13 protein-coding genes are annotated in these 13526 nt (G+C 74.5%); 8 read left to right on the top strand and 5 right to left on the bottom strand.

Translation table 11 applies throughout. The annotated features are described in order from the left end of the window. Window positions 1-25: 25 nt before the first annotated feature. Window positions 26-1018 (bottom strand): YafY family protein, encoded by a 993-nt coding sequence (locus tag AB0Q99_RS22590; RefSeq protein ID WP_363574490.1) that lies wholly within the window; start codon window positions 1016-1018, stop codon window positions 26-28. A gap of 199 nt (window positions 1019-1217) precedes the next feature. Here AB0Q99_RS22590 and AB0Q99_RS22585 point away from each other — a divergent pair, with 199 nt between their 5' ends. Continuing rightward, a complete protein-coding gene (locus AB0Q99_RS22585; RefSeq protein ID WP_363574685.1) occupies window positions 1218-2672 on the top strand; it encodes an MFS transporter in 1455 nt (484 codons plus the stop codon). Between the two features lie 92 nt (window positions 2673-2764). Here AB0Q99_RS22585 and AB0Q99_RS22580 read toward each other — a convergent pair whose 3' ends face one another. Next, complete coding sequence (locus tag AB0Q99_RS22580; RefSeq protein ID WP_363574488.1) at window positions 2765-3409, bottom strand: HhH-GPD-type base excision DNA repair protein; 645 nt, start codon at window positions 3407-3409, stop codon at window positions 2765-2767. Between the two features lie 262 nt (window positions 3410-3671). Between AB0Q99_RS22580 and AB0Q99_RS22575 the strand changes: the two genes are divergently transcribed. From AB0Q99_RS22575 to AB0Q99_RS22560, 4 genes are all read left to right on the top strand, one after another. After that, window positions 3672-3839 (top strand): hypothetical protein, encoded by a 168-nt coding sequence (locus tag AB0Q99_RS22575; protein ID WP_363574486.1) that lies wholly within the window; start codon window positions 3672-3674, stop codon window positions 3837-3839. 377 nt (window positions 3840-4216) lie between these two features. Beyond that, entirely contained in the window at window positions 4217-6685 is a 2469-nt protein-coding gene (locus tag AB0Q99_RS22570) for a terpene synthase family protein (RefSeq protein ID WP_363574484.1), read from the top strand. Window positions 6686-6863: 178 nt separating this feature from the next. Then, window positions 6864-7661: a VOC family protein gene (locus tag AB0Q99_RS22565; RefSeq protein ID WP_363574482.1), complete on the top strand. Its 798-nt coding sequence runs from the start codon at window positions 6864-6866 to the stop codon at window positions 7659-7661. A gap of 91 nt (window positions 7662-7752) precedes the next feature. Next, on the top strand, window positions 7753-8265 hold the full coding sequence (locus tag AB0Q99_RS22560; protein ID WP_363574480.1) for a DinB family protein: 513 nt from the start codon (window positions 7753-7755) through the stop codon (window positions 8263-8265). A 77-nt stretch (window positions 8266-8342) separates the two neighbouring features. Here the strand turns inward: AB0Q99_RS22560 and AB0Q99_RS22555 are convergent, their stop codons facing one another. Continuing rightward, window positions 8343-9152: a winged helix-turn-helix domain-containing protein gene (locus AB0Q99_RS22555; protein WP_363574478.1), complete on the bottom strand. Its 810-nt coding sequence runs from the start codon at window positions 9150-9152 to the stop codon at window positions 8343-8345. Window positions 9153-9216: 64 nt separating this feature from the next. Here AB0Q99_RS22555 and AB0Q99_RS22550 point away from each other — a divergent pair, with 64 nt between their 5' ends. The 3 genes from AB0Q99_RS22550 to AB0Q99_RS22540 all read left to right on the top strand — a co-directional run bounded on the left by AB0Q99_RS22550 (window position 9217) and on the right by AB0Q99_RS22540 (window position 12307). Next, window positions 9217-10602, top strand: a complete 1386-nt coding sequence (locus AB0Q99_RS22550; RefSeq protein WP_363574476.1) for a hypothetical protein — start codon at window positions 9217-9219, stop codon at window positions 10600-10602. 56 nt (window positions 10603-10658) lie between these two features. Beyond that, entirely contained in the window at window positions 10659-11483 is an 825-nt protein-coding gene (locus AB0Q99_RS22545) for an isocitrate lyase/phosphoenolpyruvate mutase family protein (RefSeq protein ID WP_363574474.1), read from the top strand. A gap of 113 nt (window positions 11484-11596) precedes the next feature. Further along, entirely contained in the window at window positions 11597-12307 is a 711-nt protein-coding gene (locus AB0Q99_RS22540; protein ID WP_363574472.1) for a helix-turn-helix transcriptional regulator, read from the top strand. 7 nt (window positions 12308-12314) lie between these two features. Here the strand turns inward: AB0Q99_RS22540 and AB0Q99_RS22535 are convergent, their stop codons facing one another. Continuing rightward, window positions 12315-12719 carry a VOC family protein gene (locus AB0Q99_RS22535; protein ID WP_363574470.1) on the bottom strand — a complete coding sequence of 135 codons (405 nt, stop codon included), beginning with the start codon at window positions 12717-12719 and terminating at the stop codon, window positions 12315-12317. A 149-nt stretch (window positions 12720-12868) separates the two neighbouring features. Further along, window positions 12869-13315: a DUF1772 domain-containing protein gene (locus AB0Q99_RS22530; RefSeq protein ID WP_363574468.1), complete on the bottom strand. Its 447-nt coding sequence runs from the start codon at window positions 13313-13315 to the stop codon at window positions 12869-12871. Window positions 13316-13526 lie beyond the last annotated feature (211 nt).

Genomic DNA, 13526 nt, shown 5'->3' with positions numbered 1-13526 from the left:
CGGGCTCCGAGGGCGGAGTCCGAGGTCAGGCCCGATCCGCCGGCTCCACCGGGCCCGCCGCGCGGGCGGCGCGTTCGGCGAGCCGCCGGAGGTGCTCGCGCAGCTGCGGCGGCTCGTGCACCTCGAAGGCGCGGTCCAGCGACAGCAGCCGCATCGCCGTCCAGTCCAGGGAGTCGGAGCGGGAGCGCAGCCGGCAGCTGTGCTCGCCGACCGGCTCGATCTCGGAGTCGCCCGGGTGGAAGCGCTGCCGGACCAGTTCGGCGGGGGCGTGCACGGTGGCGACCACGGTGACGACGGCGGTGCCGCCCGGTGACGGGCGGCGCAGCTTGCTCGCGACGTACGCGGCGGCGTCCTCGGCGGGGAGCGGGCGCGGGGTGAAGCGGGCGCCGGTGGCGAAGGGCTCGCTCAGCCGGTCGACCCGGAACAGCCGCCAGTCCGTGCGGTCCAGGTCGTAGCCGACCAGGTACCAGCGGCGGCCGACCGAGACCAGCCGCTCGGGTTCGACGAGTCGCCGGGTGCCGGTGCCGTCGTAGGCGCGGTACGCGAAGCGCAGGCGTTCGTGGTTGGTGACGGCGCCGGCGAGCAGGGTGAGGTCCTCCGGGTCGACGGTCGGGCCGTCCCCGGTGAGCAGCGGCACGGTCGCGGCGTTGAGCGTGCCGACCCGTTGCCGGAGCCGGCCCGGCAGCACCTGGAGCAGTTTGCCGAGGGCCCGGACCGAGGCCTCCTCGATGCCGACCACCGCGTGTCCGGCGCCCGCCCGCAGCCCGACCGCGATGGCCACCGCCTCCTCGTCGTCCAGCAGCAGCGGCGGCATCGCCGTGCCCGCGACCAGCCGGTAGCCGCCGACCGCGCCCATGGTGGCCTGCACCGGGTAGCCGAGGTCGCGCAGCCGGTCGATGTCGCGCCGGATCGTCCGGGGGCTGACGCCGAGCCGCTCGGCGAGTTCGCTGCCGGGCCACTCGCGCGGGGTCTGGAGCAGGGACAGCAGGTTCAGCAGCCGGGCGGGGGTGTCGGTCATGCCGTCCAGCATGCCGGAGGAACTGGGACAGGAGCTGACCTACATGGCCGTTACCGTCGCGGACGTCGAGAAGCGGTCAGAGCGAGACGTCGAGGAGTACGGAATGAACGCGGCGGGAGCCGACCGGGGGACAGCCGGTCTGGGGACAACGGACCCGGGGACAGCGGACCGGCGGAGGTGGATCGCGCTGGCGATCGTGATGGTGGCCTCCTTCATGGACCTGGTGGACGTCACCATCGTCAACATCGCCATCCCCAGCATCCAGGCGGACACCGGCGCGTCCTTCAGCGCCGTGCAGTGGGTCACCGGCGGGTACGCGCTGGCCTTCGCGATCGGGCTGATCACCGGCGGGCGGCTGGGCGACATCCACGGCCGCAAGCGGCTGTTCCTGATCGGGATCGGCGGCTTCACCGTGGCGTCCGCGCTCTGCGGGCTGGCCTCCGGGCCGGAGATGCTGGTCGCGACCCGGCTGCTGCAGGGCGGGACGGCGGCCCTGATGGTGCCGCAGGTGCTGTCGATCATCCACGCGACCTTCCCGGCGGAGGAGCGCGGCAAGGTGTTCGGCATGTTCGGCGCGGTGGTCGGACTGGGCGCCGTCTCCGGTCCGATGATCGGTGCGCTGCTGACCGAGTGGGACGCGTTCGGCCTGGCCTGGCGGCCGATCTTCCTGATCAACCTGCCGGTCGGCGTCGCCGGGCTGCTGCTCGGCCGCCGCTTCATCGACGAGTCGAAGGCCGACCAGGCGCTGAAGCTCGACCTGGTGGGCGTGCTCCTGGCCAGCCTGGGCCTGCTGATGCTGATCTACCCCCTGACGCACGGGCGGGAGGCCGGCTGGCCGCTCTGGGGGTACCTGTCGATGGCCGGCAGCCTGCCGGTGTTCGCCCTGTTCGTGGCGTACGAGAAGGTCAAGACGCGGCGGGACGGCTCGCCGCTGGTGGAGCTGGCGCTGTTCCGGGTGAAGTCCTTCGCGGCCGGGATCTGCGTGCAGCTGGCCTTCGGCGTGGCGCTCGGCATCTTCTTCCTGGTCTGGACGCTCTACATGCAGGTGGGCCTGGGCTGGAGCCCGCTCAAGGCCGGCACGACCGGCATCCCGTTCTCGATCGCGGTCTCCACGGCGGCCGGGCTCTCGGTGCAGAAGCTGGTGCCGCGGTTCGGGCGCAAGGTGTTGCAGGCGGGCGCGCTGGTGATGGCGGCGGGCGTGCTCACCTACATCTGGGAGGCCGACCGGTTCGGGACCTCGATCTCGCCCTGGCAGATGGCGCTGCCGCTGGTGGTGATGGGCCTCGGGATGGGGCTGATCGTCGCGCCGATCACGGACGCGGTGCTGGCGGAGGTGCCGCGCCGGCACGCGGGTTCGGCCTCGGGGCTGATCAACACCGTGCAGCAGGTGGGGAACGCGCTCGGGCTCGGGCTGGTCTCGGTGGCCTTCTTCGGGGCGATGGACGACGTGGTCGCTCCGGAGGCGGTCGGGACGGCCTTCGGCGGGGCCTTCGTGCACGCGCTGTGGTGGGTCGCGGGGGTGCTGCTGGTGGTGTTCCTGCTGATGTTCGCGCTGCCGCGGCGGCGCGGGGCGGGCGCCGGTGCCGGTGCCGGTGCGGATGGCGCCGAGGACGGTGGGGCGCGGGAGCGGCAGCGGGACTCCGTCCTGGTCTGACGGAAGCACCAGGTGGGGCCCCGGTCGCGCGGCGCGGCCGGGGCCCCCGTCGCACACCGGTGGGCGACGGGGCGGGGCGGGACGAGCGGTTCTCAGCGCACGCCGGTCGGGGCGGGCGCGGCCGTCGTCCGGGTGGTGGTGCGGGGCTTGGCGGCGGCCTTGGCCTCCTTCGCGGCGCGCTTCACCTCCTGCTTGAACTCCCGCACCAGGGTGAGGGATTCGGGCCCGGTGATGTCGGCGACCGAGCGGTGCGCCCCCTCCTCGCCGTACGCGCCGGCGGCCTCGCGCCAGCCCTCGGGCCGGACGCCGTACTGCTTCCCGAGCAGGGCGAGGAAGATCTGCGACTTCTGCTTGCCGAAGCCGGGCAGGGCGTTGAGCCGGCTGAGCAGTTCCTTGCCGGTGCGGACGTTCTTCCACAGCGCGGCGGCGTCGCCGTCGTACTGCGCCACGAGGAACTGGCAGAGCTGCTGCACCCGTTTGGCCATCGCCGCCGGATAGCGGTGGACGGCGGGTTTCGCGGAGAGGAGCGCGACGAACTCCTCCGGGTTGTAGGTGGCGATCTCGTGGGCGTCCAGGTCGTCCCGGTCGAGGCGCTGCGCGATGGTCAGCGGGCCGGTGAACGCCCACTCCATCGGCACCTGTTGGTCCAGCAGCATGCCGACGAGCGCGGCGAGCGCACTCCGTCCGAGCAGTTCGTCGGCCTCGGGCTGCTGTGCGAGCCGCACGGTGACGTTCATGGGCTTGCCCTCCTCGGAGTTGACGTCGGGTCGGCGCCCAGTCTGGTGGACGCAACCAGGGGGGAGGCGGTCAACACGCCCGTACCGGGGGAAGTCTTGGTGTTCCAGGCCTTGCCGCACCTGCTTTGTTCGTTGGCGGAGCGGTTGTTGGGGCTTCCGGGGCGCGGCGCGGAATATTTTTTGCCCGTGCCCGTCACATCCGTCGGGGGTGCCGGGTCGGAGGGGTGTCGAACCGAACAGCCCTCGAATGGGGAGCACTTCGATGTCCGTCGCCCGCACCGCCCACACCGTCGGTACCGTCCTCGGCGCCGTCGTCACCGTCGCCCGCGCCCGGGCCCGGGCCTGGGCCTGGGCCTGGGCCCACGTCGCCTTCCCGCTCGTCTACCTCGCTCCGGCGGCGGCGTCGCCGGCCCTGGGGGTGGCGGCCTGAGCGGTGGCGGGCGCGTCAGGGGTGTCGGGTGGGCGTTGGTCGATCGTCTTCCGTCGGCGCGGAGTTGGCGCCCGGGGGCGGTGCGGGGGGGATGGGGTGGATCGGGGCGCGTGCGGGGATGGAGTGCGCTCGGCCGGGTGGGTGGTTCTGGTGGGGCGGGAGGGGCGGTGGGGCTCGGGCCGTCCGTACGATCCGGGGCCGGGTGGTCGTCCGGGTGGTCGTCCGGGTGGTCGTCCGGGTGGTCGTCCGGGCGGGAGTTCGAGCTGAGGTTCGAGTGGCCTGGTCATTTCATATGACTGTTTCTGTTGTGCCGGTGCGGCCTCCGGGTCGCGGGTCATTCTTGGTCCAATCGACGCGTCCAGAAAGGCTCGCCCGCCGTGACCCAGCCGTTCGAACTGCCGTCCTTCTACGTGCCGCACCCGGCACGTCTCAACCCCCACCTGGACGAGGCGCGGGCCCATTCCACCGGCTGGGCCCGGGAGATGGGCATGCTGGAGGGTTCCGGCATCTGGGAACAGGCCGACCTGGACGCCCACGACTACGGACTGCTCTGCGCCTACACCCACCCGGACGCCGCCGCCGAGGTGCTGTCGCTGGTCACCGACTGGTACGTCTGGGTCTTCTTCTTCGACGACCACTTCCTCGACATGTACAAGCGCACCAACGACCGGGAGGCGGGCAAGGCGCACCTGGACCGGCTGCCGCTGTTCATGCCGGCCGACCCGAGTGCCCCGGTGCCCGAACCGGAGAACCCGGTCGAGGCGGGCCTGGCCGACCTCTGGCGGCGCACCGTGCCGGCGATGGGCGAGGACTGGCGGGCCCGGTTCGCCGAGAGCACCCGCAACCTGCTCGACGAGTCGCTCTGGGAGCTCTCCAACATCGACGCGGGCCGGGTGGCCAACCCGGTCGAGTACATCGAGATGCGCCGCAAGGTCGGCGGCGCGCCGTGGTCCGCGCAACTGGTCGAGTACGCCGCCGACGCCGAGGTGCCGAAGGAGGTCTCGGGCTCGCGCGCGCTGCGGGTGCTGATGGACGCCTTCTCCGACGGCGTGCACCTGCGCAACGACATCTTCTCGTACCAGCGCGAGGTGGAGGACGAGGGTGAGCTGAGCAACGGCGTCCTGGTGCTGGAGCGCTTCCTGGAGTGCAGCACCCAGGAGGCCGCCGAGGCGGTCAACGACCTGCTCACCTCGCGGCTCCAGCAGTTCGAGAACACCGTGTTCACCGAACTGCCGGTGCTGTTCGCGGAGACCGGGCTCGACCCGGTGGGCCGCGCGAAGGTCATGGCGTACGTCAAGGGCCTGCAGGACTGGCAGTCCGGTGGGCACGAGTGGCACATGCGTTCCAGCCGCTACATGAACGGCGGCGGGGCGTCGGCCGGTTCGGGCGGGGAGGTGGCGCCGGGGTCGGGCGGTGCGCTGCCGGGGCTGTCGGGGGTGCCGGGCGCCGGTAACCGGTGGGACCAGTACGCGATCGGCGGGATCGGTACCTCGGCGCTGGACATCCTGCGCAGCGGGGCCATGGGGGCCGGGGGCGTCGGGGCCGGTGTCGGTGCGGCCGAGGGCGCGGCGAAGGGCGCGGCCGGCCCGGCCGAGCGGCGGGCGCGCTCGCACGGGCACGTGCCGTTCCAGGCCGTCGGTCCGTCCCGGCTCCCGGAGTTCGAGCTGCCGTTCACCCTCACGTTGAGCCCGTACCTGGACGGCGCCCGGGAGCGCGTGGTCGAGTGGGCCGGGCGGATGGGTCTGTTGGCGGCGGACCCGGCGATCCCCGGCTCCGGCGTCTGGGACGCCGAGTCGATGCGCGACTACGACCTCGCGCTCTGCGCGGCCGGCATCCACCCGGACGCCACCGCCGACCAACTCGACGTCAGCTCCGCCTGGTTGGCGTGGGGCACCTGGGCCGACGACTACTATCCGGCGGTCTTCGGGCGCACCCGCGACCTGGCCGGCGCGAAGCGCGCCACCGAGCGGCTCGGGCTGTTCATGCCGGTGGACGGCAGCCCCGCGCCCGAGCCGGCCAACGCGCTGGAACGCGGCCTCGCCGATCTCTGGGAGCGCACCGCCGGACCGATGACCGTCGACGCCAGGAGCCGGTTCCGCACGTCCGTCGAGTCCATGACGGCGAGCTGGGTCTGGGAGCTCGCCAACCTGATCCAGAACCGGATCCCCGACCCGGTGGACTACCTGGAGATGCGCCGCGACACCTTCGGTGCCGACCTCACCGCGAGCCTGTGCCGGCTCGGCCACGGCCAGGTGGTGCCGCCGGAGGTGTACCGGCACGGCTCGATGCGCGCGCTGGAGAACTCCGCCATGGACTACGCGGCCATGATGAACGACGTCTTCTCGTACCAGAAGGAGATCGAGTACGAGGGCGAGCTGCACAACATCGTCCTGGTGGTGCAGAACTTCTTCGACTGCGACTACCCGGCGGCGGTCCGGATCGTCGACGACCTGATGCACTCGCGCCTGGGCCAGTTCCAGCACGTCGCGCAGAAGGAACTCCCGGTCATGTACCAGGACTTCGGGCTGGACGGGGAGGTGCGCGAGGTGCTCGACGGCTACGTGGTGGAGCTGGAGAACTGGCTCGCGGGCATCCTGAACTGGCACGAGGGCTGCCGCCGGTACGGCGAGGAGGACCTGCGGCGGCACTTCGGGGCGGAGCGGGACCTGGCGGCTGCGGCGGAGGCCCGGCGGGCTGCCGCGGCGTCGACGCCCGTCGTGCCGTCGGTGCCGTCGGTGTCCTCCGCCCCGTCGGTGTCCTCCGTGCCGGCCGTGCCGCTCGGTCCGACCGGGCTCGGCACGGCCTCGCTGCGGCCGCCGCTGAGCGCGGCGGTGCCGGAGCACTGAGCGGGCACAGCGGCCGGGGCGCCCGGACCAGCCGGGGTGGTCGCGACGGCAGGTGAGCATCCGGCGCACCCGTGCGGGCCATCCCGCGCGGGTGCGCCGCGTCGTGGCTAGGCTGGCGAATCGGGGGTCGGCGTGCGCCTTCCGGCGCGCGCACTTCGCCGGACACGAGGGCAGAGAGATGGCTGCGCTACCTGAGGGCACACCCTGTTGGGCCGACGCGATGTTCACCGACGTGGAGGGCGCGAAGGCCTTCTACGGCGATGTGCTGGGCTGGACCTTCGGCGAGAGCTCGTCGGAGTTCGGGAACTACACGCAGGCGTACTCGGACGGCAAGGCGGTCGCCGCGGTCGTCCCGCCGATGTCCGGTGAGCAGGTGCGGTCCGCCTGGTGCCTGTACCTCGCCTCGCCGGACGCGGGCGCCACCGCCGCGCGGATCCGGGCCAACGGCGGCGAGGTGGTCATGGGGCCGATGCAGGTCGGAGACTTCGGCACGATGGTGATCGCCAAGGACCCGGGCGGCGTGGTGTTCGGTGTCTGGCAGGCCGGGCGCCACGAGGGCTTCGAGAAGCAGGGCGAGCCCGGCGCGTACAGCTGGGCCGAACTGGTGACCCGCGAACCCGGGAAGGCGGACGTCTTCTTCCCGGCGGTCTTCCCGTACGGCGTGCGGAAGATGGACTCCGAGCAGTTCGACTACCGGATGTTCCAGGTCGGCGACCGGCCGGTGCTGGGCCGGATGGGAGCGGAGGGCGACTTCCTGCCGCCCGAGGCCCCCTCGTACATCAGCGTCTACTTCGCCGTGGACGACACCGACGCCGCGATCGCGCGGCTGACGGCGCGCGGCGGCACGGTGTACTTCGGGCCGATGGACAGCCCGTTCGGCCGGTTCGCGGCGGTCGGCGACCCGCAGGGCGCGGCCTTCGGGCTGATCGACCTCGGACGGACGGTCGGCGAGCAGCCGAACACGGTGGAGGTCTGATGGGGGCGCGGCCGTCGGGGGAGCGCGTGCGGGGCGGTGCGCCGTCGGCGGAGGAGGGCCCGCGCGGTGTCCTGTTGTCGGGGTGCGTCCGATGAGCGAGCGCGAGGAGCTCGTCGAGACGCTGGACAAGCACCGCGACCTGCTGCGGCGCACCGTCCGTGACCTCACCGACGCGCAGGCGGCCGAGCGGACCACGGTCAGCGCGCTCTGCCTCGGCGGCCTGATCAAGCACGTGGCGGCGGTCGAGGCGCGCTGGGCGCGGTTCATGACCGGCGGCGCGGAGGCGATGCGGGCCGGGGACGGGGACCCGGGCGGGGCCGGCGCCGCCGAGGCGTGGGCGGCCCAGTTCCGGATGGCCGAGGGCGAGACGCTGGCCGGGCTGCTCGCCGAGTACGAGCGGGTGGCGCGCGGGACGGACGAGCTGGTCCGGACCCTGCCCGACCTCGATCTGGCCCACCCGCTGCCCCCGGCGCCGTGGTTCGAGCCGGGTGCGACCTGGTCGGCCCGGCGGGTGCTGCTGCACCTGATCGCCGAGACCTCGCAGCACGCCGGGCACGCGGACATCATCCGGGAGTCGCTGGACGGGGCGAAGTCGATGGGGTGAGGGCAGGTCGGAGGGGTGAGGGGCGGGCGGCCGCAAGCATGGAGGGCTCGGGGCTGCTGAGGGCCGTCAGGGGGCCGTCAGGGGATCTCCACGCCGAGCAGCTCGCGCAGCGCCCGCCCGCCGTCCGGGGTGACCCGCAGGGCCCGGCCGGAGCCGATCCGGTCCACCCAGGCGCGGTCCAGGGCGGTCCGGCAGAGCGCCGCGCCCAGTGCCCCGCCGAGGTGGCTGCGGCGTTCCGTCCAGTCCAGGCAGCTCCGCACCACCGGGCGTCCGCCGCGTCGGCCCGCGCGCGGCGGCAGCTCGATCGCCTGCGCGGCCAGCCAGTCCCGGCCGCGCTCGGTGACGGCGAGCCCGGCCTCGTCGGCGACCAGGCCGCGGGCGAGCAGGGCGTCGGCGACGGCCACGCCGAGGCGCCCGGCCAGGTGGTCGTAGCAGGTCCGGGCGCGGGCCTCGGCGCTCAACCGGGTCGCCTCGCCCAGGGTGCGGGGCGTGGACGGGCCGTTGCCGCCGGTCTCGGCGAAGGAGGTCAGGTCCTCGATCAGGGTGGCCACGGCGGGCGTGGCCAGCCGGACGTAGCGGTGCCGGCCCTGTCGCTCCTCGGCCAGCAGGCCGCCCGCGATCAGCCGGGACAGCTGCTCGCTGGCCGTGGACGGCGCGACGCGTGCGTGCCGGGCCAGTTCGCCGGAGGTCCAGGCGCGGCCGTCGAGCAGCGCGGAGCAGAAGGCGGCGCGGGTGGGGTCGGCGAACAGGGCGGCGAGGGCGGCGAGCGCCGCGCCGCCGTGATCGGTGTGCCGCGCCGGGCGGGTCGGGCGGGGCGGGCCGGTCGGACGGGTCGGGCCGGTCGTGCCGGGAGTCGGGGGAGGGGTGGGAGGCGGTTGCGGGGGCATGGCTCCATGGTCGCTCCGGCACAGTTCGGGCGGGGCCGAAACGACCCGGGGCCACGATGGCGGCATGAGCGAACCGACGGTGATCTCCGGCCCCGCACCCATGACCTTCTCCCGCTACGGCGACGTCACGGCGGCCCTGGCCGACCCGGCGCTGGTCCCGCTGCCCGCGGCGCCCGTCGCCCCCGGCGGGCCCGCCGGAGTGGCCTGGCTGCGGGCCACCGTCGCCCGTTTCAGCTCGGGTGGGTCGCACGCCCGGCGTCGGGCGCTGGTGCTGGCCGACCTGGAGCGGCTGGACCCGGCCGCGCTGCGGGTCGCCGCCGCAGGCGGCTTCGACCCCGACACACGGCTGCGGGTGGTCCGGGTGCTGGCGGCGGCGCTCGGCCTGGCGGACCCGGAGGCCGTGGCGCGGGATGTCGCGACGGTCGCCCGGCCGTACTTCGCGGACGCGCCGGACGACCCGGAGGCGGACGCGGCGGTGGCCCGGCTGCTGCCCGCGATGGGTGACCCGGACGAGGAGACGGCCGCCAACCGGATCGGCCTGCTCGTCCAGGCCTGCGACGCCACCGCCGCACTGGTCGAGCACGCCCGACGGAACGGGGACGGACCGGCCGGCGCGCTGCGCGAGGACCCGCCGCTGCGGGTGATGCGCCGCCTCGCCGTCCGGGCGACCGAGGTCGGCGGGGTGGCCGTACCGGTGGGCACGCACGTGGTGCTGGACGTCGGGGCCGCGCAGGCGCAGGCGCCCGAGGGTGTGGCGCTCAGCTTCGGCGCGCCGCCCCGGATCTGCCCGGGGCGCTCGCACGCGCTGGTCATCGCGGAGGGCATCCTGTACGGGGCCTCCGATCCCGCGGACCTGGACTCGGATCCGGTGGACCCGGAGTCAGTCAGCGCGGGGTCGGTGGACTCCGGCGCGCCGGTCGGGAGCGGCGCCGGAACGGCTGAACTCGCCGTGCTGGTACCGGAGATGGTCGACCACGTGCTCACGCTGGCGGCCACCTGGACCGCCTGGGACGGCCGTCCGATCGCCAACGCCGACGGGCGGACCTACACGCCGCACAAGGCGGTCCGCCGCGTCACCGACCATCTCCTCGACCACTTGGCCGAGTGGGAGGCCCGACTGTCCGGCGAGCCCACCGAGCCCGACCACTGGCACGCCTCCGGCGTCACCACCCCGGCCGACCTCGCCCCGTTCACCGCGGCCGACGTGGACGAGGCGCGCAGCCGCCTCACCCGGCTGGCCGGGATCTGGTCCCGCCGGGTGGCCGCGCTGCCGGACGCGCACCTGGACGACTCGCCGGGTACGGGCTGGAGCTTCCGGCGGATCGTCCACCACGTCGCGGGCTCCGGGTACTACGCGGACTCGGTGGGGGACCTGCGGTGTTCCGCTTCTGGAGCCGGAGCCGGAGCCGGAGCCGGAGCCGGAGCCGGAGCCGGAGCCGGTGGCGCATGAGCGCGGGACCGCGGATGAGCCCGTGCGGCCGGTACGAGACGAACCACGGAGGACAGATGAACCACGGAGACCCCACCATGACCCCCTTCGCCGCCCTGCACCACCGCCCCGGCCGGCCGCTGCTGCTCCCCAACGCCTGGGACCACGCCTCGGCCGTCGCCCTCGCCGAGGCGGGCCACGCCGCGATCGGCACCACCAGCCTGGGCGTCGCGGCCGCGGCGGGACTGCCCGACGGCGCGGCCGCCACCCGCGCGGAGACCGTACGGCTGGCCCGGCGGCTCGGGCCCGGCGGCTTCCTGCTCAGCGTCGACGCGGAGTCCGGCTTCAGTGACGATCCGGACGAAGTCGCCGCGCTGGCCGTCGAGTTGGCGAAGGCCGGGGCGGTCGGGATCAATCTGGAGGACGGCCGGGCGGACGGCACGCTGGCACCGGTCGCCGTCCACGCGGCGAAGGTCGCGGCGGTGAAGGCGGCTGTGCCGGAGCTGTTCGTGAACGCTCGTACAGACACCTACTGGTGCGCGCAGGGCGCCCCCGAGCCGGAGGCCGAGACGGAGAACGAGACCGAGACGGAGACCCTCCGGCGCCTGGAGGCGTACCGACGGGCAGGCGCGGACGGTGTGTTCGTCCCCGGGCTGGCCGATCCGGCGGCGATCGCCCGGGTGGTCGGCGCTGTCGCCGTCCCGCTGAACATCCTCTGGACGCCGGCCGGCCCGGACCTCGCCGAGCTGGCCTCGCTCGGGGTGGCCCGGGTCAGTCTCGGGTCGCTGCTGTACCGCTCCGCGCTCGCGGCGGCGGTGGCGACGGCCGCCGCCGTGGCCGCGGGCGAGCCGGTCGGGCCGGTGCCGGGGTACGCGGAGGTGCAGGCGCTCAACGAGCGCTGATCCGGCGGGGCAGCCCCGGCAGCCCGGCAGCCCGGCGGCCCCGGAGGCCCCGGCGGCCCCGGCGGCTCCGGCAGCCCGGGCGCTCCCCGGCGCGGGCGCGTAGCCTTCGCCCCATGTCCTCCGAGTACGTGGAGCGCGCGTCCCGGGTGCCCGGTGCGATCGTCTGGACGAAGCGGGCCGCCGTCCGGCGTCCGGGCGGCGACCCGGACGGGCCCGTGCTGCCCGACGGCTGCATGGACCTGCTCTGGACGCCGGGGCGGCTGCTCGTCGCCGGCCCGGACACCCGGGCCTTCCGCCCCGGACCGGGCCTGTCGGGCCCGTGGACCGGCGTGCGCTTCCGCCCCGGTTCCGCGCCCGCCCTGCTCGGTGTCCCCGCGCACGAGCTGCGCGACCGCCGGGTCGACCTGTCCGACCTGCGGCCCGGCGCCGAGGTGCGGCGCCTCACCGAACGGATCGACGCGGACCCCGACCCGGCCGCCGCACTGGAGGCCCTGGCGCTGCGCCTGGCGGCCGAGGCGCAGCCCGAGGACCCGCGGATCCGGGCCGTGGCCGCCGCGCTCGCCGCCGGTCGTCCGGTCGCGGAGACGGCCGAGGCGGTCGGCCTCGGCGCGCGCCAACTGCACCGCCGCTCGCTGACCGCCTTCGGTTACGCCCCCAAGACGCTCGCCCGGATCCTGCGCATGCAGCGCGCCCTCGCCCTGGCCCGCTCCGGCGTCCCGCTCGCCGAGACGGCGGTTCGGGCCGGCTATGCCGACCAGGCCCATCTGGCGCGCGACGTGCGGGAGTTGGCTGGCATGACGGTGACCGCGCTACTGACGAATTGACGGTCGATCAGGAAAGGGGGGCGAGCAGGTCGACCCCGTTGCCGTCCGGGTCGTGCACCACGGCGTACCGCTGGCCCCAGAAGGCGTCCCACGGCTTCAGCTCCCCGTAATATCCGGCGCCGGTCAGCTCCTCGTACAGCGCGTCCACGTGCGCGGGGCTCTGGCAGCGGAACGCCAGCGCGGTACGCCCGCCGCCGGTCGGCGGCTGCCAGGCCGGGTGGAACGAGCGGATGGTGGACTCGGCGTCGAGCACCAGGAGCAGCCCACCGGGCAACTCGGCCTCGACGTGCGGCTCCTGCTCGACGCCCTCGGGGAACTCGATCCCGAGCCGCCGGTAGAAGGCGACCGAGGCTGCCACGTCGGAGACGGCGAGGCCGATGAAGGCGAACTGTGGTGCGGGTGTGCTGGTCATGCCCCCACGCTAGGCAGGGCGTGCCCGTCGGGTCTTGAACGAATCGGACGTCGTCGCCCCCGGAGGTCTCCCGAGGCTTCCTGGTGCCTGGTGCCTGGTGTGGGGTCCGGCTCGGGGCTCGGGGCGCGGCTCGGGGCCTCCGGCGGTCCTCACGCGAGGGCGACGACGAGCAGGACGAACGCGCTGACGATGACGGCCACCCGCAGGTAGTGGAGGCGGTCCCAGCGGCCGAGCTGCTCCCGCCAGTCCGCCGGGGCGTTCTCCGGAGTCCAGTGCGCCGCCCGGGAGTTGATCGGCACGAGTAGGGCGACGGACATCACCACGCTGAGGACGAGCAGCCCGGCGGCCGCGGCGACCAGCCCCGCCCCGGCGTCGCCCCAGGTCGCCGCGGACCAGGCGACACCGAGGACCACCGACCCGATGTACCAGAAGGGCATCACCCGCCCGAGCAGCCGGGCTCCCGCGCTGCGGGCCGCGAGGCCGCCGTTGTGCGGCAGGCCGTCGACGATCGGGTTGACGAAGACCGCCACCGCGAACTCCACGCCCACCAGCAGGCCGACGACGACGACCGTGACGACGGCGAGTGCGTTCTGCATGTTCCCTCCCGAGGATCCGGTGCGGTGCCTTCTAGCGCCGCTAGATTCTGGCGCAATGCTAGATCTGTCGATGCTCGAATGTCTAGCGTTGCTAGGCCAGGAAGCGCCCGCACCGGTGCGTTGGCCCAGAGCGCCTCCTCGGCGGTGCAGCCGCCGGCCAGCAGTTCGCGGACCTTGCGCAGCAGGGTGCCGAGGTCGCGGGCGCGGCGGG

The organism is Kitasatospora sp. NPDC086791 (genome assembly GCF_040685975.1).
In the GTDB taxonomy this organism is placed as follows: Bacteria; Actinomycetota; Actinomycetes; order Streptomycetales; family Streptomycetaceae; genus Kitasatospora.
This window is presented reverse-complemented; position numbering and strand designations above follow the sequence as displayed.

Excerpts from the sequence above, each read along its gene's own strand:
- AB0Q99_RS22590 (WP_363574490.1), bottom strand. The coding sequence starts at position 1,018 with ATGACCGACACCCCCGCCCGGCTGCTGAACCTGCTGTCCCTGCTCCAG.
- AB0Q99_RS22585 (WP_363574685.1), top strand. The coding sequence starts at position 1,218 with ATGGTGGCCTCCTTCATGGACCTGGTGGACGTCACCATCGTCAACATC.
- AB0Q99_RS22575 (WP_363574486.1), top strand. The coding sequence starts at position 3,672 with ATGTCCGTCGCCCGCACCGCCCACACCGTCGGTACCGTCCTCGGCGCC.
- AB0Q99_RS22530 (WP_363574468.1), bottom strand. The coding sequence starts at position 13,315 with ATGCAGAACGCACTCGCCGTCGTCACGGTCGTCGTCGTCGGCCTGCTG.
- AB0Q99_RS22550 (WP_363574476.1), top strand. The coding sequence starts at position 9,217 with ATGAGCGAACCGACGGTGATCTCCGGCCCCGCACCCATGACCTTCTCC.
- AB0Q99_RS22560 (WP_363574480.1), top strand. The coding sequence starts at position 7,753 with ATGAGCGAGCGCGAGGAGCTCGTCGAGACGCTGGACAAGCACCGCGAC.
- AB0Q99_RS22555 (WP_363574478.1), bottom strand. The coding sequence starts at position 9,152 with ATGCCCCCGCAACCGCCTCCCACCCCTCCCCCGACTCCCGGCACGACC.
- AB0Q99_RS22540 (WP_363574472.1), top strand. The coding sequence starts at position 11,597 with ATGTCCTCCGAGTACGTGGAGCGCGCGTCCCGGGTGCCCGGTGCGATC.
- AB0Q99_RS22535 (WP_363574470.1), bottom strand. The coding sequence starts at position 12,719 with ATGACCAGCACACCCGCACCACAGTTCGCCTTCATCGGCCTCGCCGTC.
- AB0Q99_RS22565 (WP_363574482.1), top strand. The coding sequence starts at position 6,864 with ATGGCTGCGCTACCTGAGGGCACACCCTGTTGGGCCGACGCGATGTTC.
- AB0Q99_RS22545 (WP_363574474.1), top strand. The coding sequence starts at position 10,659 with ATGAACCACGGAGACCCCACCATGACCCCCTTCGCCGCCCTGCACCAC.
- AB0Q99_RS22580 (WP_363574488.1), bottom strand. The coding sequence starts at position 3,409 with ATGAACGTCACCGTGCGGCTCGCACAGCAGCCCGAGGCCGACGAACTG.